Source organism: Enterobacter cloacae complex sp. 370H10 (assembly GCF_050031535.1).
In the GTDB taxonomy this organism is placed as follows: domain Bacteria; phylum Pseudomonadota; class Gammaproteobacteria; order Enterobacterales; family Enterobacteriaceae; genus Enterobacter; species Enterobacter intestinihominis.
This window is the reverse complement of sequence record NZ_JBLGWG010000001.1, coordinates 783,551-802,777: the sequence shown is the minus strand read 5'-3', so window position 1 is coordinate 802,777 and position 19,227 is coordinate 783,551. Positions and strand designations below refer to the sequence as shown.

At 55.1% G+C, this 19,227-nt stretch carries 13 protein-coding genes; 6 read left to right on the top strand and 7 right to left on the bottom strand.

Annotated elements, in window-relative coordinates:
- Window positions 1–49: 49 nt before the first annotated feature.
- Window positions 50–586 (bottom strand): hypoxanthine phosphoribosyltransferase, encoded by a 537-nt coding sequence (gene hpt / locus ACQG2Q_RS03760; protein ID WP_003856303.1) that lies wholly within the window; start codon window positions 584–586, stop codon window positions 50–52.
- Between the two features lie 206 nt (window positions 587–792).
- Here hpt and ACQG2Q_RS03755 point away from each other — a divergent pair, with 206 nt between their 5' ends.
- The gene (locus ACQG2Q_RS03755; RefSeq protein ID WP_023299340.1) at window positions 793–3,183 is read left to right on the top strand and encodes a glucose/quinate/shikimate family membrane-bound PQQ-dependent dehydrogenase; all 2,391 of its coding nucleotides are present in this window, start codon (window positions 793–795) and stop codon (window positions 3,181–3,183) included.
- 86 nt (window positions 3,184–3,269) lie between these two features.
- Here the strand turns inward: ACQG2Q_RS03755 and cueO are convergent, their stop codons facing one another.
- A complete protein-coding gene (cueO, locus tag ACQG2Q_RS03750; RefSeq protein ID WP_063849764.1) occupies window positions 3,270–4,829 on the bottom strand; it encodes a multicopper oxidase CueO in 1,560 nt (519 codons plus the stop codon).
- Between the two features lie 145 nt (window positions 4,830–4,974).
- Between cueO and ACQG2Q_RS03745 the strand changes: the two genes are divergently transcribed.
- The 3 genes from ACQG2Q_RS03745 (at window position 4,975) to speD (ending at window position 7,088) form a co-directional block, all read left to right on the top strand.
- Window positions 4,975–5,322 (top strand): YacC family pilotin-like protein, encoded by a 348-nt coding sequence (locus ACQG2Q_RS03745; protein WP_003856306.1) that lies wholly within the window; start codon window positions 4,975–4,977, stop codon window positions 5,320–5,322.
- A 101-nt stretch (window positions 5,323–5,423) separates the two neighbouring features.
- On the top strand, window positions 5,424–6,293 hold the full coding sequence (gene speE, locus ACQG2Q_RS03740) for a polyamine aminopropyltransferase (RefSeq protein ID WP_022647071.1): 870 nt from the start codon (window positions 5,424–5,426) through the stop codon (window positions 6,291–6,293).
- Window positions 6,294–7,088 (top strand): adenosylmethionine decarboxylase, encoded by a 795-nt coding sequence (speD, locus tag ACQG2Q_RS03735; protein ID WP_022647070.1) that lies wholly within the window; start codon window positions 6,294–6,296, stop codon window positions 7,086–7,088.
- 31 nt (window positions 7,089–7,119) lie between these two features.
- Here the strand turns inward: speD and yacL are convergent, their stop codons facing one another.
- On the bottom strand, window positions 7,120–7,482 hold the full coding sequence (gene yacL / locus ACQG2Q_RS03730) for a protein YacL (RefSeq protein ID WP_022647069.1): 363 nt from the start codon (window positions 7,480–7,482) through the stop codon (window positions 7,120–7,122).
- A 183-nt stretch (window positions 7,483–7,665) separates the two neighbouring features.
- A complete protein-coding gene (gene acnB / locus ACQG2Q_RS03725) occupies window positions 7,666–10,263 on the bottom strand; it encodes a bifunctional aconitate hydratase 2/2-methylisocitrate dehydratase (RefSeq protein ID WP_063849763.1) in 2,598 nt (865 codons plus the stop codon).
- Between the two features lie 387 nt (window positions 10,264–10,650).
- Between acnB and ACQG2Q_RS03720 the strand changes: the two genes are divergently transcribed.
- A complete protein-coding gene (locus ACQG2Q_RS03720; protein ID WP_063849762.1) occupies window positions 10,651–12,168 on the top strand; it encodes a DUF3300 domain-containing protein in 1,518 nt (505 codons plus the stop codon).
- A 10-nt stretch (window positions 12,169–12,178) separates the two neighbouring features.
- Window positions 12,179–12,970: a DUF2950 family protein gene (locus tag ACQG2Q_RS03715; protein ID WP_032625516.1), complete on the top strand. Its 792-nt coding sequence runs from the start codon at window positions 12,179–12,181 to the stop codon at window positions 12,968–12,970.
- Between the two features lie 52 nt (window positions 12,971–13,022).
- Here the strand turns inward: ACQG2Q_RS03715 and lpdA are convergent, their stop codons facing one another.
- The 3 genes from lpdA to aceE all read right to left on the bottom strand — a co-directional run bounded on the left by lpdA (window position 13,023) and on the right by aceE (window position 19,184).
- Window positions 13,023–14,447: a dihydrolipoyl dehydrogenase gene (gene lpdA, locus ACQG2Q_RS03710; RefSeq protein ID WP_003856313.1), complete on the bottom strand. Its 1,425-nt coding sequence runs from the start codon at window positions 14,445–14,447 to the stop codon at window positions 13,023–13,025.
- Window positions 14,448–14,622: 175 nt separating this feature from the next.
- On the bottom strand, window positions 14,623–16,506 hold the full coding sequence (gene aceF / locus ACQG2Q_RS03705) for a pyruvate dehydrogenase complex dihydrolipoyllysine-residue acetyltransferase (RefSeq protein WP_063849761.1): 1,884 nt from the start codon (window positions 16,504–16,506) through the stop codon (window positions 14,623–14,625).
- Window positions 16,507–16,520: 14 nt separating this feature from the next.
- Window positions 16,521–19,184 carry a pyruvate dehydrogenase (acetyl-transferring), homodimeric type gene (aceE, locus tag ACQG2Q_RS03700; protein ID WP_022647064.1) on the bottom strand — a complete coding sequence of 888 codons (2,664 nt, stop codon included), beginning with the start codon at window positions 19,182–19,184 and terminating at the stop codon, window positions 16,521–16,523.
- Between the last annotated feature and the right edge of the window lie 43 nt (window positions 19,185–19,227).

Sequence of the window (19,227 nt, the reverse complement as noted above, 5' to 3'; positions counted from 1 at the left end):
TCACCCTCTCCCTGTGGGAGAGGGCTGGGGTGAGGGCAACAGCCCGCAATTATTCGTCCAGAATCACTACTTTCCCAACATACGGCAGATGGCGATAACGCTGCGCGTAATCAATGCCGTAACCCACCACGAATTCGTCCGGGATGGAGAAACCAACGAACTCCACCGGCACCTGCACTTCACGGCGCTCAGGCTTATCCAGCAGGGTACAAATCGCCAGTGATTTTGGTTCACGCAGGCTCAGGATCTCACGCACTTTAGAGAGCGTGTTACCGGAGTCGATGATGTCCTCAACAATCAACACATCTTTGCCACGAATATCTTCATCCAGATCTTTCAGGATTTTCACATCACGGGTTGTGGACATGCCGCTGCCGTAACTGGAGGCGGTCATAAAATCGACCTCGTGCGGCACCTGCACTTCACGGCACAGGTCTGCCATGAACATGAAAGAACCACGCAACAGACCGACCAGCACCATTTCGCTGCCGCTGTCCTTGTAATGTTCGGTGATTTGACGACCCAGTTCGGCGATACGCGCTTTGATCTCGGCTTCCGGGATCATCACTTCAACAGTATGTTTCATATTACTAACCAAATGATTTTAGTGAAAATCTCTCAATGCGGATGACTCTCGCTCCGGCATCGATACGCAAGCCAGCCATTATACCAGTAAATGGATTGCCCTGGCGTATGAGTTATAAAAAGCAATATTTGTGATTCCGATCACAGTTGTTAATACCTATAATTAATTGCTAGCAAATAATTAACAAAACTGACGAGTACTTTTCTATGGCTGAAACAAAAACTAAACAGCCGCGTCTACTGGTGACATTAACAGCCGCGTTTGCCGCATTCTGCGCGCTGTATTTGTTAATCGGTGGCGTATGGCTGGTCGCGATTGGCGGCTCCTGGTACTACCCGATTGCGGGTCTGGTTATGGTTGGCGTAACCGTCCTGCTTTTACGCAGAAAACAATCTGCTCTGTGGCTGTACGCAGCGTTACTGCTCGCAACCATGATCTGGGGCGTCTGGGAGGTCGGGTTCGACTTCTGGGCGTTGACGCCGCGCAGCGACATTCTGGTCTTCTTCGGTATCTGGCTGATCCTGCCGTTTGTCTGGCGTCGTCTGATCGTCCCTTCCAGTGGTGCTGTAGCCGGTCTGGTCGTTGCCCTGCTGATTAGTGGCGGCATCCTGACCTGGGCCGGATTCAACGACCCGCAGGAGATCCACGGTACGCTGAACACTGAATCCACACCGGCTGCGGCTATTTCGCAGGTGGCTGACGGCGACTGGCCAGCCTATGGTCGTAATCAGGAAGGTCAACGTTACTCCCCGCTGAAGCAGATCAACGCGGACAACGTGAAAAACCTGAAGGAAGCCTGGGTATTCCGTACCGGCGACCTGAAAATGCCGAACGATCCGGGTGAGCTGACCAATGAAGTGACCCCGATTAAAGTGGGCAACATGCTCTACCTGTGTACGGCGCACCAGCGTCTGTTCGCGCTCGACGCGGCCACCGGTAAAGAGAAATGGCACTTTGATCCACAGCTGAACTCCAACCCGTCGTTCCAGCACATCACCTGCCGCGGCGTCTCTTACCACGAAGCGCGCGCTGATAATGCCAGCCCGGAAGTCATTGCCGACTGTCCTCGCCGCATTATGCTGCCGGTGAACGATGGCCGCCTGTTTGCCATCAACGCTGAGACCGGTAAGCTGTGCGAAACCTTCGCTAACAAAGGCATTCTGAATCTTCAGACCAACATGCCGGACACTACGCCGGGTCTGTATGAGCCGACCTCCCCGCCAATCATTACCGATAAAACCATCGTGATTGCCGGTTCGGTAACGGATAACTTCTCTACCCGCGAAACCTCCGGCGTTATCCGTGGTTTCGACGTGAACACCGGTAAACTGCTGTGGGCCTTCGACCCGGGCGCGAAAGATCCCAACGCGATCCCATCGGATGAACACACCTTTACCTTTAACTCACCGAACTCCTGGGCACCGGCAGCGTATGACGCGAAGCTGGACCTGGTTTACCTGCCGATGGGCGTGACCACGCCGGATATCTGGGGTGGTAACCGTACGCCGGAGCAGGAACGTTACGCCAGCTCCATCGTGGCGCTGAACGCAACGACCGGTAAACTGGCATGGAGCTACCAGACCGTTCACCACGATCTGTGGGATATGGATATGCCGTCCCAGCCGACGCTGGCGGACATTACCGTTAACGGTAAAACCGTTCCGGTGATTTACGCCCCGGCCAAAACCGGCAACATCTTCGTGCTGGATCGCAGCAACGGTAAGCTGGTTGTTCCTGCGCCGGAAAAACCGGTTCCGCAGGGTGCGGCCAAAGGCGACTACGTCACCAAAACGCAGCCGTTCTCTGATCTGAGTTTCCGTCCGGAGAAAGACCTCAGCGGTGCAGACATGTGGGGTGCCACGATGTTTGACCAGCTGGTATGCCGCGTGATGTTCCACCAGCTGCGCTATGAAGGCATCTTCACGCCGCCGTCAGAGCAGGGCACGCTGGTCTTCCCGGGTAACCTGGGGATGTTCGAGTGGGGTGGGATCTCCGTTGACCCTAACCGTCAGGTCGCCATCGCTAACCCAATGGCGCTGCCGTTCGTTTCCCGTCTGATCCCTCGTGGTCCGGGTAACCCAATGGAGCAGCCGAAAGATGCGAAAGGCAGCGGTACCGAAGCCGGTATCCAGCCGCAGTATGGCGTTCCTTATGGTGTGACCCTGAATCCGTTCCTTTCTCCGTTCGGTCTGCCGTGTAAACAGCCTGCCTGGGGTTACATCTCCGGTCTGGATCTGAAGACCAACAAGATCGTCTGGAAGAAACGTATTGGTACGCCACAGGACAGCATGCCGTTCCCGATGCCTGTTCCAGTGCCGTTCAATATGGGTATGCCAATGCTGGGTGGCCCAATCTCCACCGCCGGTAACGTGCTGTTCATCGCGGCAACCGCAGATAACTACCTGCGCGCGTACAACATGACCAACGGTGAAAAACTGTGGCAAGGCCGTCTGCCAGCCGGTGGACAGGCTACGCCGATGACCTATGAAGTGAATGGCAAGCAGTACGTTGTCATCTCCGCAGGTGGTCACGGTTCGTTTGGCACGAAGATGGGCGACTATATTGTCGCGTATGCACTGCCTGACGACGCTAAGTAATGAAAAAGCCCGGTGGCGCTAACGCATACCGGGCTTTCGGGTGTCCTATGTAGGCCGGGTAAGGCGAAGCCGCCACCCGGCTTTTTTTATACGGTAAAGCCCAGCATCATCCCCGTATCTTCATGCTCCAGCAGATGGCAGTGAGCCATATAGGCAAACTCTTTCGGCGCTTCGTGGTCGAACTTCACCAGCACCTCGCTGACACCGCCTTCCACCCTCACCGTATCTTTCCAGCCCCGGCGATGCGCGTCCGGCGCTTTACCGTTCTCAGAGAGAATACGGAACTGCGTGCCGTGGATATGGAACGGGTGCAGCATCATGTCGCCTTCGCCTGAAATCACCCAGCGTTCAAACTGCCCTTTCGTGGCGGCGAACATGGGCGTGTTCATATCGAACGCTTTGCCGTTGATGCGGTTGGCGTCGTGGAAATCGAAACCATGGCCGCCGTGATCCATGCCGCCCATTTTACCGTGGTCCATATTCATATGGCCCATCATCTGGCCGTGGTGCATTCCCGCCATGGCCTGATTGCCGTACTTCTTCATCAGCGCCTGCATGCCCATCATGTCGAGCATCGGGTCCATGGAGAGCTGAAGTTTACGCTGCGTAAGCCCGTCCAGCGTCGGGAGTGCGGGTAGCGTGGTGAGGGCGTCCGGCAGCGTACCGGAAGCGGCGATTTGTAGCGGCTGAATGCGCAGGACCGGATGGGGTTTATCAAACGGCGCAACGGCCATCCCCATCTGGCTGACCGGCAGGGTCACCAGGTCAAACGCTTTGCCATCGCTGATATCCACCAGCACCTCGAAGCGCTCGCCCATCAGCATCGGCAGCTCGCTCACCTTCACCGGTTCCGGCAGCAGGCCGCCGTCGCTTGCCACCACATACAGCGGGCGTTTATCGCTGGTGGCGAAGTTCAGCGAGCGGGCGTTACAGCCATTTAGCAGGCGTAAACGCAGCCAGCCTTTTGGCGCGGCATGCTGCGGGTAGATTGCGCCGTTGGTCAGCAGCGTATCGCCAAACCATCCTACCGCCGCGCTCATTACGTCCAGCTGATAGTCAATTTGCCCGTCAGCGCTGAATTTTTTGTCCTGCACAATCACCGGGACATCGTCGATACCCCACTGTTTTGGCAGGCGCAGCAGGCGGCTTTCATCGTCTTCAATCAGCACCAGACCGGCCAGCCCCATCGCCACCTGATGGCCCGTTTTGCCATGCTGATGCGAGTGGAACCAGCAGGTCGCCGCACGCTGGTCAGGAGTAAAGGTGACGCTGCGTTTACCACCAGGCCTGATGACGCCCTGAGGCCCCCCATCCACTTCGCCCGGGACTTCCAGCCCATGCCAGTGCAGCGTGGTCTCTTGCGCTAGCGTGTTATGAATGTCTACCGTCACCGCCTTCCCTTTGCGTAACTGCAACGCAGGGCCGAGCAAATTGCCGTTATAACCCCACGTCGTGGCGGCGTGCTGACCGAACGTGGTTTTACCGGCCTGCACCACAAGCTGAATGCGGCTGCGGGCATCTGCGGCGAGTAATTCAGGTATGGGTAAAGCAGGTCTGTCGGCGGCAAAAACGGCGCGGCTCCAGAGCGGTAACGCGCTGGCAACCCCCAGCGCGGCAGAAAATTTTAAAAAATCACGACGTTGCATGTGCATTTCCTTATTTCCAGCAGGCGATCTTTTGAGCATAAACCCTCCCCTTACCGGAAGGTCAAGCACGGCGGCAATAATAAAGATCGTCGGCCTGGCATCAAGTATGCTAACGTTAATTTTCCGTGATGCAGTGGTAAAGGCAATGAAGACGTTTTTCAGAACAATTTTGTTCGCCAGCCTGATGGCGATGTGTGCGAACAGTTACGCGCTAAGTGAAAACGAAGCGGAAGATATGGCCGATCTGACGGCAGTTTTTGTTTTTCTGAAAAACGATTGTGGTTACCAGAATTTACCCAATGGGCAAATTCGTCGCGCACTGGTCTTTTTTGCCCAGCAGAACCAATGGGACCTCAGCAACTACGACAGCTTCGACATGAAGGCGCTTGGTGAAGACAGCTACCGTGATTTAAGCGGTATTGGCATTCCCACTGCTAAAAAATGCAAAGCGCTGGCTCGCGATTCACTCAGCCTGCTCGCCTACGTGAAGTAACCTTCCCGACGCCCCTTGTTGACCCGCTAACCGCTTCACGGCGGTGTTGTGTTGCGCCCATCTGCCGGATGTAATGGATGTTAACGAAGGAGGTGCTCCCCATGACCGAAAAAACGGTATGGCAAGAAACGCTGCATGACCAGTTTGGTCAGTATTTTGCCGTGGATAACGTGCTCTATCATGAGAAAACCGATCATCAGGATCTGATAATCTTCGAAAACGCCGCCTTTGGCCGCGTGATGGCGCTGGACGGCGTGGTGCAAACCACCGAGCGCGACGAGTTTATCTATCACGAAATGATGACCCACGTCCCGCTGCTGGCCCACGGCCACGCGAAGGACGTGCTGATTATCGGCGGCGGCGACGGCGCGATGCTGCGTGAAGTCTCTCGCCATCAGAATGTCGAAACCATCACCATGGTGGAAATCGACGCCGGTGTGGTGTCGTTCTGCCGCCAGTATCTGCCCAACCATAATGCTGGCAGCTATGACGATCCGCGGTTTAATCTGGTTATCGACGATGGCGTCAATTTTGTTAACCAGACCACGCAAACGTTTGATGTCATTATCTCTGACTGTACCGACCCTATCGGCCCCGGCGCGTCGCTGTTTACCTCGTCGTTTTACGAAGGCTGCAAGCGCTGCCTGAAGCCTGGCGGGATTTTTGTGGCGCAAAACGGCGTTTGCTTCCTGCAACAGGATGAAGCGCTTGATAGCCACCGTAAGCTGAGCACCTATTTTGCTGACGTCAGCTTCTACCAGGCGGCGATCCCCACTTACTACGGCGGGATCATGACCTTTGCCTGGGCGACGGATAACGACGTCCTGCGCCATCTCTCCACCGAAATTATCCAGGCCCGCTTCCACCAGGCCGGACTCAAATGCCGATACTACAACCCGGCGATCCACACCGCAGCCTTTGCGTTGCCTCAATATCTGCAAGACGCGCTGTCCTCAAAGGAGGTGAACTAATTGAAAAAGCTTAAACTGCATGGCTTTAACAATCTGACCAAAAGCCTGAGTTTTTGTATTTACGATATCTGCTACGCCAAAACAGCAGAAGAGCGCGATGGTTATATCGCCTATATCGATGAACTCTACAACGCCAACCGTCTGACCGAGATCCTGACAGAGACCTGCTCGATTATCGGCGCCAACATCCTGAATATCGCGCGCCAGGATTACGAGCCGCAGGGAGCAAGCGTCACCATTCTGGTCAGTGAAGAGCCGGTTGACCCGCAGCTTATCGACAAAACCGAGCACCCCGGCCCACTGCCAGAAGTGGTTGTCGCCCACCTGGATAAAAGCCATATCTGCGTGCACACCTACCCGGAAAGCCACCCGGAAGGCGGACTGTGTACCTTCCGCGCGGATATTGAAGTGTCGACCTGCGGCGTGATTTCACCGCTGAATGCGTTGAATTATTTAATCCACCAGCTGGAATCCGATATCGTCACTATTGATTATCGCGTACGCGGTTTTACCCGTGATATCAACGGCATGAAGCACTTCATCGATCATGAGATCAACTCCATTCAGAACTTCATGTCCGACGACATGAAGTCGCTATACGACATGATGGATGTGAACGTCTATCAGGAGAATATCTTCCACACCAAAATGTTACTTAAGGAATTCGACCTTAAGCACTACATGTTCCACACGAAGCCGGAAGATTTAAGCGAAGAAGAGCGTAAGGTCATTACCGACCTGCTCTGGAAAGAGATGCGCGAAATTTACTACGGCCGTAACATTCCGACCGTGTAATCGTGGCCCGAAGCAGGGACGCTTCGGGGAGTTACTTCTGTTTCATAAAGTCGCGATAGGCGTTCACCACTTTCAGGAAATCTTCCACACCGCACAGCGACAGGCTCTCTTCGTCGTAGTAGCTCATCCCCTCTTCCATCTCATCACCCGAGAACTCAAGCTGATTGGCACGCACCATCACCTCTTCGCCATCCATCCACAGGGTGTATTCGTGCCCGGCGCGTTGCCAGGAGCGTTCACTGCCTTTCACCGTTTCCGCTGCCTGTTCGACTTCATCCAGCAGCGCGAGGTTCTCTTTCACCTCTTCGTTAAACCAGTGTCCAACGGCTTCGTGCCCCATCGACATTCGCACTTTCACCACGCCGGTGATGTCGCGCAAAAATTCGTAATCCATAGCGTTTTCCTCTGCAAAGCCATTAGGGTAATTATCGCAGCAGAGAGGAAGAAAAAAAGCGGGAGAGGTGGGAGGAATGAAAATAAAAAAAATACCCCTCACCCTGGCCCTCTCCCAAAGGGAGAGGGAATAAAATCCCCCTCGCCCCTTGGGGAGAGGGGTTAGGGGTGAGGGGTTGGTTTTTTATACCGCGGTCTGGAAGATCACCCCGTCAGCCTTCTCGGTGTACTGAGAGAGCTGGTCGAAGTTCAGATAGCGATAGGTATCCACCGCCGTCTTATCTACCTGAGCCACAAAGGTCTGGTACTCTTCCGGCGTTGGCAGTTTGCCAATCAGCGCCGCAACCGCTGCCAGCTCCGCAGAAGCCAGGTAGACGTTCGCCCCGGTACCCAAACGGTTCGGGAAGTTACGGGTGGAGGTGGAGACCACTGTCGCACCGTCGGCCACGCGCGCCTGGTTGCCCATGCACAGGGAGCAGCCCGGAATTTCAATACGCGCCCCGCTCTTACCGAACACGCTGTAGTAGCCCTCTTCGGTCAGTTGCGCCGCATCCATACGGGTTGGCGGCGCCACCCACAGACGGGTCGGCAGCTGGCCTTTGTGAGTATCCAGCAGCTTACCGGCAGCACGGAAGTGGCCGATGTTGGTCATACAGGAGCCGATGAACACTTCGTCGATCTTATCGCCCTGTACGTCAGAGAGCAGACGCGCATCGTCCGGATCGTTTGGCGCACACAGGATTGGCTCTTTGATATCCGCCAGATCGATGTCGATCACCGCCGCGTACTCTGCGTCAGCGTCAGCTTCCAGCAGCTGCGGATCCGCCAGCCATTTTTCCATGCCCTGAATACGACGCTCCAGCGTACGGCGGTCGCCGTAGCCTTCCGCAATCATCCACTTGAGCAGCACGATGTTGGAGGTCAGATACTCAATAATCGGCTCTTTGTTCAGCTTGATGGTACAGCCCGCCGCAGAACGCTCGGCAGAGGCATCGGTCAGCTCGAACGCCTGCTCAACTTTCAGATCCGGCAGACCTTCAATTTCCAGAATGCGGCCAGAGAAGATGTTTTTCTTGCCCTTCTTCTCAACGGTCAGCAGACCCTGTTTGATGGCATACAGCGGGATTGCGTGCACCAGATCGCGCAGAGTGATGCCCGGCTGCATTTTGCCTTTGAAGCGCACCAGCACGGATTCAGGCATGTCGAGAGGCATCACGCCGGTCGCTGCGGCAAACGCCACCAGACCGGAGCCCGCAGGGAAGGAGATACCAATCGGGAAACGGGTATGAGAGTCACCGCCGGTACCCACGGTGTCCGGCAGCAGCATGCGGTTCAGCCAGGAGTGGATAACGCCGTCGCCCGGACGCAGGGAGACACCGCCACGGTTCATAATGAAGTCAGGCAGCGTGTGGTGCGTAGTGACGTCAACCGGCTTCGGATATGCCGCAGTGTGGCAGAAGGACTGCATGACCAGGTCAGACGAGAAGCCCAGGCACGCAAGGTCTTTCAGTTCATCACGGGTCATTGGACCGGTGGTGTCCTGAGAGCCCACGGAGGTCATTTTCGGCTCGCAGTACGCGCCAGGACGGATACCAGCGACGCCGCAGGCGCGACCGACCATTTTCTGTGCCAGCGAGAAGCCGCGATTGCTTTCCGCCACGTCTTTCGCCTGACGGAACACGTCACTGTGCGGCAGACCCAGCGCTTCACGCGCTTTGGTGGTCAGGCCACGGCCAATGATCAGCGGAATACGGCCACCGGCACGCACTTCGTCGATAAGCACGTCGGTTTTCAGCTCGAAGCTTGCCAACAGTTCGTTGGTTTCGTGGTTGCGCACTTCGCCTTTATACGGGTAAACGTCAATCACGTCGCCCATGTTCAGGTTGCTCACGTCCACTTCAATTGGCAGAGCGCCCGCATCTTCCATGGTGTTGAAGAAGATCGGTGCAATTTTGCCGCCGAGGCACAGGCCGCCGCCGCGCTTGTTCGGCACGTGCGGAATATCGTCGCCCATGAACCACAGCACGGAGTTGGTCGCAGATTTACGGGAAGAACCGGTACCCACAACGTCACCGACGTAGGCCAGCGGGAAACCTTTTTGTTGCAGCGCTTCGATCTGTTTGATCGGGCCCACTACGCCCGGCTGATCCGGCTCGATGCCTTCACGGGCGTTTTTCAGCATCGCCAGAGCGTGCAGGGGAATATCAGGACGAGACCACGCGTCCGGAGCCGGAGAGAGGTCATCGGTGTTGGTTTCACCGGTAACCTTAAAGACGGTCACGGTAATTTTTTCAGCAAGCGCAGGACGGTTCAGGAACCATTCGGCATCGGCCCAGGACTGCATCACCTGCTTCGCGTAAACGTTGCCTGCTTTGGCTTTTTCTTCTACATCGTAGAAGTTATCGAACATCAGCAGCGTTGAAGAGAGCGCTTTGGCAGCAATCGGTGCCAGCTTTTCGTTGTCCAGCGCGTCAATCAGCGGATGAATGTTATAGCCGCCCTGCATGGTGCCGAGCAGTTCAATGGCTTTTTCAGGAGTAACCAGTGGGGAGGTGGCTTCGCCTTTGGCGATAGCAGCAAGGAATCCGGCTTTTACGTAGGCAGCTTCATCTACGCCAGGCGGTACGCGGTTGATCAGCAGATCTAACAGGAATTCTTCTTCGCCCTCAGGCGGGTTCTTCAGCAGCTCGACGAGCGCGGCCATTTGGGTTGCATCTAAAGGTTTGGGTACAATTCCCTCGGCGGCACGTTCTGCTACGTGCTTACGGTATTCTTCTAGCACGACGGTTCTCCTCGCTCTCATTGTCATATGCGGCGGGCGTTCTCTTCACGCTCCTGTGAGACAGCAGTTTGTAGGGTAAATGCCCGATACCGCGTCGGGCAGCATAGCAGGATTTCTGCACAGTGTTAATCCGTTTACAAAAAAGCAACATTAAATTATTTGCTGAATCGTTAAGCATGGTGTAGCGGGGAGACGAGGCGAATCTTATCCTCTTTCCCGTCGCCTTTTCAGCTATCCGATATAATTGTGTAATAAATACTCACACTCTTTATCCGGACGCTCCGGTAGGTTTCCCAACAATAGTCAAAACTGTAAAACACGAGTGAATGATACTCGCGGCAACAGCAACGCCTCACGGCACTGCACTCGTCTCGTTGGAGTCAATCTATGAAGTTGCCTTTTAAACCACATCTTCTTGTTCTGCTTTGCAGTGCGGGGCTGTTTGCCGCCTCGGGTGTCATGTACGTTAAAAGCCGCGCAACGGAACCTGCTACGCCTGCTCCGGTTACACAACAACCTGGCGCACCGGTAGCCCAGCCTGCGCCCGTCGCTGCCCCGGTCTACACTGCGGCGCAAATCGACCAATGGGTTGCCCCTGTCGCGCTTTACCCGGATGCCCTGCTGTCGCAAATCTTGATGGCGTCGACCTACCCGTCAAATGTTATTCAGGCCGCGCAGTGGTCGAAAGACAATCCTAAAATGCAGGGTGATGCCGCCCTGCAGGCGGTAGCCACCCAGCCGTGGGATCCCAGCGTAAAATCCCTGGTTGCGTTTCCTCAGCTGATGTCGTTGATGGGCGAAAATCCGCCATGGGTACAAAATCTGGGAGACGCCTTCCTTGCACAGCCGAAAGATGTGATGGATTCCGTACAGCGGCTGCGCCTGCTGGCCCAACAAACGGGTGCGCTACAATCCACACCGCAGCAGACGGTCACCACCGTCACGAAACCTGCATCGACAAAAACCACGACAACCGCAACGCCTACCAGCCCAACGGTGATCAAGATTGAATCCGCCGATCCGCAGGTGGTGTATGTTCCCACGTATAACCCGAATACGGTTTATGGTACCTGGCCTAACACCGCTTACCCGCCGGTCTATCTTCCGCCCTCACCCGGCGAGCAATTCACTGACACTCTGGTTAAAGGATTAGGTTTTAGCCTCGGGGTCGCTACAACCTACGCCATTTTCAGCAATATTGACTGGGATGACGACGACTGGGATCACCATCATCACGATGATGACTGGGACAATCACGGCGGTTATAACCGCAACGGTGATAACAACATCAATATCAACGTGGATAATTTCAACAGAATCAGCGGGCAGCACCTGAACGGTAATAACCACACCTGGCAGCACAATCCTGCCTATCGTGAAGGCGTGCCTTACCCGAATAACCAGCTGGCTAACCGCTTCCACTCTACACATACAGCCACCGGGCTAAGCGCGACGCAGCAAAATCCAGTCAATCGCGACAGCCAGCGCCAGGCCGCTCTCAGCCAGATGGAAAAATCAACGGGTAAAACCCTCCCACACTCAGTACATACAGCCACGCGGGACGCACAACGTCTGGCCTCAACGCAACAGTTGAAGCAGATCTCGCAGCGAAATAACTATCGTGGATATGACACCAGGCCACAGGCCGTAAAACGGACGAGCACGCCGCAGCGTGAACATCATCAGACTGACATGCACAGACAGGAGAAGCGGGTTTCACAGACGGTACAGCAGCCAGCCAGGCTGCATCGGGCCAATGCCCTGAGCGGCAACGACAGCCGCTCCGCCAACTGGCAAGCCCAGCAGCAGCGCGGGGCGCAAAGCCGGCAGCTCGCTACTCGTCAACATCAGCCGCGCCAGCTCACTGGTGAACGCGCTGAACGCCATGAATTCCGTCATCGTTAAGGGAGCCGACATGAAACGTCAATTACTCAGTGGAATGGTGTTGTTCATGGTCTCGGCGGCCGTCATGGCACAGCAATCGTTCAGTTCGCCAGAACAGGCGACCAGTGCGCTGGCAAGCGCCATCAGCGAGCAAAACGAAAGTGCGATGAACAATTTGCTCGGTGAAAACTGGCGCGATTTTCTGCCGCCCGAAGGCGTTGATCCTGATGCGGTCGATCGCTTCCTGCGCGACTGGAACGTTCATCATAAAACCGTCATCAGTGGCAACGTGGCGCACCTGGTGGTGGGCGATAACGGCTGGCAGCTACCGATCCCGGTGGTCAAAACGGCATCTGGCTGGCAGTTTGATATGCAGGAAGCCGCAGAAGAGATCCTGACCCGCGAAATCGGGCGCAACGAACTCGCAGCCATCGAAGCGCTTCACGCCTATGTTGATGCCCAGCAGAGCTATTTTGCGATGAACCAAAAGTACGCGCAGAAGATAGTCAGTTCTGAAGGTAAAAAGGATGGACTGTACTGGCCCGTCGCTCCCGGTGAAACGCCCAGCCCACTGGGTCCGGCGTTCAGTCCTCCACAGTCGGGGGCGGGTTACCATGGTTACCGATTCCGCATCCTGCCGGATAAAAATGGCTTTGCCATGGTCGCCTGGCCGGTGAACTACGGTCAGACGGGGGTAATGAGCTTTGTAATTAACCAGGATGACGCGGTTTATCAGGCAGATCTCGGCAACGATTCGGCGCAGAAAGCGCAGGCTCTTAGTGAATACCAGCCGGATAAGACCTGGCAGCCTGTCACACCCTGAACGCAGCGCATAAAAAAAGCGGCCTGAGGCCGCTTTTTTCATCTGAAGAAACTTATTTCTTCTTCGCTTTCGCGTTTGGCAGGTCGGTAATGCTACCTTCAAACACTTCTGCCGCCAGGCCCACGGACTCATGCAGAGTTGGGTGTGCGTGGATGGTCAGCGCGATGTCTTCTGCGTCGCAGCCCATTTCGATAGCCAGACCGATTTCACCCAGCAGCTCGCCGCCGTTGGTACCGACAATCGCACCACCGATGACGCGGTGAGTCTCTTTGTCGAAGATCAGTTTGGTCATACCGTCTGCGCAGTCGGACGCGATAGCACGGCCAGAAGCAGCCCACGGGAAGGTGGCAGTTTCGTAGCTGATGCCTTTCTCTTTCGCTTCTTTCTCAGTCAGACCAACCCATGCAACTTCTGGCTCGGTATACGCGATAGATGGGATCACTTTCGGATCGAAGTAGTGCTTCATGCCGGCGATAACTTCAGCGGCAACATGACCTTCGTGAACACCTTTGTGCGCCAGCATAGGCTGACCGACGATATCGCCAATAGCAAAGATGTGCGGCACGTTGGTACGCAGCTGTTTGTCAACGCGGATGAAGCCACGGTCGTCCACTTCCACGCCAGCTTTGCCCGCGTCGAGGTTTTTACCGTTCGGCACACGGCCAATAGCCACCAGCACGGCGTCGTAACGCTGTGGTTCGGATGGGGCTTTTTTGCCTTCCATGGAAACGTAAATACCGTCTTCTTTCGCTTCAACGGCAGTCACTTTAGTTTCCAGCATCAGGTTGAATTTCTTGCTGATGCGTTTGGTGAAGACTTTAACGATATCTTTGTCGGCTGCCGGGATTACCTGGTCGAACATTTCAACCACGTCGATCTCTGAACCCAGCGCATGGTACACAGTACCCATTTCCAGACCGATGATACCGCCGCCCATAACCAGCAGACGCTTAGGAACGGTTTTCAGCTCCAGCGCATCGGTGGAATCCCACACGCGTGGATCTTCATGTGGAATGAATGGCAGTTCGATTGGGCGAGAGCCTGCCGCGATGATCGCGTTGTCGAAGTTGATCACGGTTTTGCCGTTTTCGCCTTCCACTTCCAGGGTGTTCGCACCGGTGAATTTACCCAGACCGTTTACCACTTTCACTTTACGGCCTTTGGCCATACCCGCCAGACCGCCGGTCAGCTGAGTGATAACTTTCTCTTTCCAGGTACGAATTTTGTCGATATCGGTTTTCGGCTCGCCGAAGACGATACCGTGTTCAGCCAGCGCTTTGGCTTCTTCGATAACTTTCGCTACGTGCAGCAGCGCTTTAGAAGGGATACAGCCGACGTTCAGACAAACACCGCCGAGGGTGCTGTAACGTTCTACGATGACGGTTTCCAGACCTAAATCCGCGGCGCGAAATGCTGCGGAGTAACCTGCCGGGCCTGCCCCAAGTACTACGACCTGAGTTTTGATTTCTGTGCTCATCATGACCTCTTAATGTATACCCGTCGTCCACCGGGTCGTTCTATCCGCCCGTATTTTACAAAATTGTTAACAATTTTGAAACAACAAACGGCTCACGAATTATCGCTTTCACCAATAACCTCAAAAACCCCATGAGATTATCAGAAAAAAGCCGGCCGACTGGCCGGCTTTTCGATTACATCACCAGGCGGCGAATGTCGCTCAGGGTGTTGTTGATGATGGTGATGAAACGCGCACCATCAGCCCCGTCGATTACGCGGTGGTCGAAGGACAGAGAGATTGGCATCATCAGACGCGGCACGAACTCTTTGCCATTCCACACCGGCTCCATCGCGGACTTGGACACACCGAGGATAGCCACTTCCGGCGCGTTTACAATCGGCGCGAAGTGGGTGGTACCCAGGCCGCCAATGCTGGAGATAGTGAAGCAGCCGCCCTGCATTTCGCCGGCAGTCAGCTTACCATCACGCGCTTTTTTGGAGATGGTGGTCAGTTCACGGGACAGCTCGGTAATGCTCTTCTTGTTCACGTCTTTGAAGACCGGAACCACCAGACCATTTGGCGTATCAACCGCAACACCGATGTTGATGTATTTCTTCAGCGTCAGCTTCTGGCCGTCTTCGGACAGGGAGCTGTTGAAGCGTGGCATCTGCTCAAGGGCAGCGGCAACGGCCTTCATGATGAAGACCACTGGGGTGAATTTCACGTCCAGTTTACGCTTCTCAGCTTCGGCGTTCTGCTGTTTACGGAACGCTTCCAGATCGGTGATATCGGTCTTATCGAAGTGCGTAACGTGCGGGATCATCACCCAGTTACGGCTCAGGTTAGCACCAGAGATTTTCTGGATACGGCCCAGCTCCACTTCTTCGATTTCACCGAACTTGCTGAAGTCCACTTTCGGCCATGGCAGCATGCCCGGGATACCGCCGCCAGCGGCTGCCGCAGGTGCAGCTTCGGCGCGTTTCACCGCGTCTTTCACGTAAGCCTGAACGTCTTCGCGCAGGATACGACCTTTACGGCCGGTGCCCTTCACTTTCGCCAGGTTCACACCGAATTCGCGCGCCAGGCGACGAATCAGCGGAGTCGCGTGGACGTAAGCGTCGTTTTCAGCGAACTCAGATTTTTCTGCTTTAGCAGCAGGGGCAGCAGCAGGTTTAGCAGCCTGAGCCGGTGCAGCAGCAGGTGCCGGAGCAGCCGCGGCAGCCGGCGCTGCGCCTTCCACTTCGAAGACCATGATCAGAGAGCCGGTAGACACTTTGTCGCCGGTGCTGATTTTGATCTCTTTAACGGTACCGGCGAACGGCGCAGGCACTTCCATAGAAGCTTTGTCGCCTTCAACGGTGATCAGTGACTGTTCAGCGGCAACTTTGTCGCCCACTTTCACCATCACTTCGGTCACTTCAACTTCGTCACCGCCGATATCCGGTACGTTAACGTCTTTCGCGCCGCCAGCAGCCGCTGGTGCAGCGGCCGGAGCCGGAGCAGCAGCCTGAGCAGGCGCAGCGGCAGGTGCTGCACCCGCCACTTCAAAGACCATGATCAGCGAGCCGGTAGACACTTTGTCGCCGGTGTTGATCTTGATCTCTTTAACGGTACCGGCGAACGGTGCTGGCACTTCCATAGAGGCTTTGTCGCCTTCTACGGTGATCAGTGACTGCTCAGCCGCAACGGTGTCGCCCACTTTCACCAGGATTTCGGTAACTTCAACTTCGTCACCGCCGATGTCAGGCACATTTACTTCTTTCGCTGCCGCGGCCGCTGCTGGAGCAGCAGCAGGAGCGGCTTCTTTCTTCTCTTCCTGCGCAGGTGCAGCAGCTGCTGCACCGTCGGCGGAATCGAAAATCATGATCAGTTTGCCAGTCTCGGTTTTATCGCCAACAGAGACTTTGATCTCTTTAACGATGCCAGCCTGAGGAGACGGGACTTCCATAGAGGCTTTGTCGCCTTCTACGGTGATCAGCGACTGTTCAGCTTCAACTTTGTCGCCTACTTTGACCAGGATCTCGGTGATTTCAACTTCATCAGCCCCGATGTCCGGTACATTGATTTCGATAGCCATTATTCTTTTACCTCTTACGCCAGACGCGGGTTAACTTTATCTGCATCGATGTTGAATTTGGTGATTGCGTCCGCAACCACTTTCTTATCGATTTCGCCACGTTTAGCCAGTTCGCCCAGTGCTGCTACAACCACGTAGGAAGCATCAACTTCGAAGTGGTGACGCAGGTTTTCGCGGCTGTCAGAACGACCGAAGCCGTCAGTACCCAGTACGCGATAATCATCAGCTGGAACGTAAGTACGAACCTGCTCAGCGAACAGTTTCATATAGTCAGTAGACGCCACCGCTGGCGCGTCGTTCATCACCTGAGCGATGTACGGAACGCGTGGGGTTTCCATTGGGTGCAGCATGTTCCAGCGCTCACAATCCTGGCCATCACGCGCCAGTTCAGTGAAGGAGGTCACAGAGTACACATCGGAACCCACACCGTAGTCTTTCGCCAGGATCTGCGCTGCTTCACGAACGTGACGCAGGATAGAACCGGAGCCCAGCAGCTGAACTTTACCTTTGCTACCTTCGATGGTTTCGAGTTTGTAGATACCTTTACGGATACCTTCCTCGGCACCTGCTGGCATTGCCGGCATGTGGTAGTTTTCGTTCAGGGTGGTGATGTAGTAGTAAACGTTCTCTTGCGCTTCACCGTACATGCGCTGCAGACCGTCATGCATGATGACTGCCACTTCGTACGCGTAAGACGGGTCGTAAGAGATACAGTTAGGGATAGTCAGAGACTGAATGTGGCTGTGACCATCTTCGTGCTGCAGACCTTCACCGTTCAGGGTCGTACGACCAGAAGTACCACCGATCAGGAAGCCGCGAGCCTGCTGGTCGCCTGCCTGCCAGCACAGATCACCGATACGCTGGAACCCGAACATGGAGTAGTAGATGTAGAACGGGATCATCGGCAGGTTGTTGGTGCTGTAAGAGGTCGCAGCAGCCAGCCAGGATGCGCCTGCGCCCAGCTCGTTGATACCTTCCTGCAGGATCTGACCTTTCTCGTCTTCTTTGTAGTATGCAACCTGCTCACGGTCCTGCGGAGTGTACTGCTGGCCGTTCGGGCTGTAGATACCGATCTGACGGAACAGACCTTCCATACCGAAAGTACGCGCTTCGTCGGCGATGATTGGAACCAGACGATCTTTGATTGACTTGTTCTTCAGCATCACGTTCAGGGCACGAACGAAAGCGATAGTGGTAGAGATCTCTTTGTTCTGCTCTTCCAGCAGCTGAGAGAAGTCTTCCAGGGCTGGCAGTTCCAGCTTCTCGGTGAAGTTAGGCTGACGAGCAGGCAGGTAGCCTTTCAGCGCCTGACGACGTTCGTGCAGGTACTTGTGCTCTTCAGACCCTTCCGGGAAGGTGATGTAAGACAGGTTTTCTACCTGCTCATCGGTCACTGGAACGTTGAAACGGTCGCGGATATAACGCACGCCGTCCATGTTCATTTTCTTAACCTGGTGAGCGATGTTTTTACCTTCTGCGGTATCACCCATGCCGTAACCTTTGATGGTGTGGGCCAGGATCACAGTCGCTTTACCTTTGGTTTCCTGCGCTTTTTTCAGTGCAGCGTAAACTTTCTTCGGATCGTGACCACCGCGGTTCAGCGCCCAGATCTGCTCGTCAGTCCAGTCTGCAACCAGGGCTGCGGTTTCAGGATATTTGCCGAAGAAGTGCTCACGAACGTAGGCACCGTCTTTGGATTTGAAGGTCTGGTAGTCGCCGTCAACGGTTTCGTTCATCAGCTGGATCAGTTTACCGCTGGTGTCTTTACGCAGCAGCTCATCCCAACGACCGCCCCACATGACTTTGATCACGTTCCAGCCTGCACCCGCGAAGATGCCTTCCAGTTCGTTAATGATCTTGCCGTTACCGGTTACCGGACCATCCAGACGTTGCAGGTTACAGTTGATGATGAAGCACAGGTTGTCCAGCTTCTCACGGGTCGCGATGGTGATCGCGCCTTTAGATTCTGGCTCATCCATTTCACCGTCGCCCAGGAAGGCGTAAACGGTCTGCTCAGAGGTGTCTTTCAGACCACGGTGTTCCAGGTACTTCAGGAATTTAGCCTGATAGATTGCACCAATTGGACCCAGACCCATAGATACGGTCGGGAACTGCCAGAACTCAGGCATCAGTTTAGGGTGCGGATAAGAAGACAGACCCTTACCGTGAACTTCCTGACGGAAGTTGTTCATCTGCTCTTCAGTCAGACGACCTTCCAGGAAGGCACGTGCATAGATGCCCGGAGAGATGTGGCCCTGGAAGTACACCAGATCGCCGCCGTCTTTCTCGTTGGCTGCACGGAAGAAGTGGTTGAAGCACACTTCGTAAACGGTTGCAGAGGACTGGAAGGACGCCATGTGGCCACCCAGTTCCAGATCTTTCTTGGATGCGCGCAGAACGGTCATGATAGCGTTCCAGCGGATAGCAGAACGGATACGGCGTTCCAGATCCAGATTGCCCGGGTATTCCGGTTCGTCTTCGACGGCAATCGTGTTTACGTAGTTGCTAGCCCCTGCACCTGAAGCCACTTTCACGCCGCCTTTGCGCGCTTCTGAAAGCAGCTGATCAATCAGATACTGAGCACGCTCAACACCTTCTTCACGGATGACCGATTCGATCGCCTGTAGCCAGTCGCGAGTTTCGATCGGATCCACGTCATTTTGGAGACGTTCTGACATGGGGGTATTCCTTATCTATCTAATACGTTGATTTGTCTGGAAC

Coding starts and splice junctions, on each gene's coding strand:
- lpdA (WP_003856313.1), bottom strand. CDS start 14,447: ATGAGCACAGAAATCAAAACTCAGGTCGTAGTACTTGGGGCAGGCCCG.
- ACQG2Q_RS03755 (WP_023299340.1), top strand. CDS start 793: ATGGCTGAAACAAAAACTAAACAGCCGCGTCTACTGGTGACATTAACA.
- speE (WP_022647071.1), top strand. CDS start 5,424: ATGACCGAAAAAACGGTATGGCAAGAAACGCTGCATGACCAGTTTGGT.
- ACQG2Q_RS03715 (WP_032625516.1), top strand. CDS start 12,179: ATGAAACGTCAATTACTCAGTGGAATGGTGTTGTTCATGGTCTCGGCG.
- yacL (WP_022647069.1), bottom strand. CDS start 7,482: ATGGATTACGAATTTTTGCGCGACATCACCGGCGTGGTGAAAGTGCGA.
- aceE (WP_022647064.1), bottom strand. CDS start 19,184: ATGTCAGAACGTCTCCAAAATGACGTGGATCCGATCGAAACTCGCGAC.
- cueO (WP_063849764.1), bottom strand. CDS start 4,829: ATGCAACGTCGTGATTTTTTAAAATTTTCTGCCGCGCTGGGGGTTGCC.
- aceF (WP_063849761.1), bottom strand. CDS start 16,506: ATGGCTATCGAAATCAATGTACCGGACATCGGGGCTGATGAAGTTGAA.
- ACQG2Q_RS03720 (WP_063849762.1), top strand. CDS start 10,651: ATGAAGTTGCCTTTTAAACCACATCTTCTTGTTCTGCTTTGCAGTGCG.
- hpt (WP_003856303.1), bottom strand. CDS start 586: ATGAAACATACTGTTGAAGTGATGATCCCGGAAGCCGAGATCAAAGCG.
- ACQG2Q_RS03745 (WP_003856306.1), top strand. CDS start 4,975: ATGAAGACGTTTTTCAGAACAATTTTGTTCGCCAGCCTGATGGCGATG.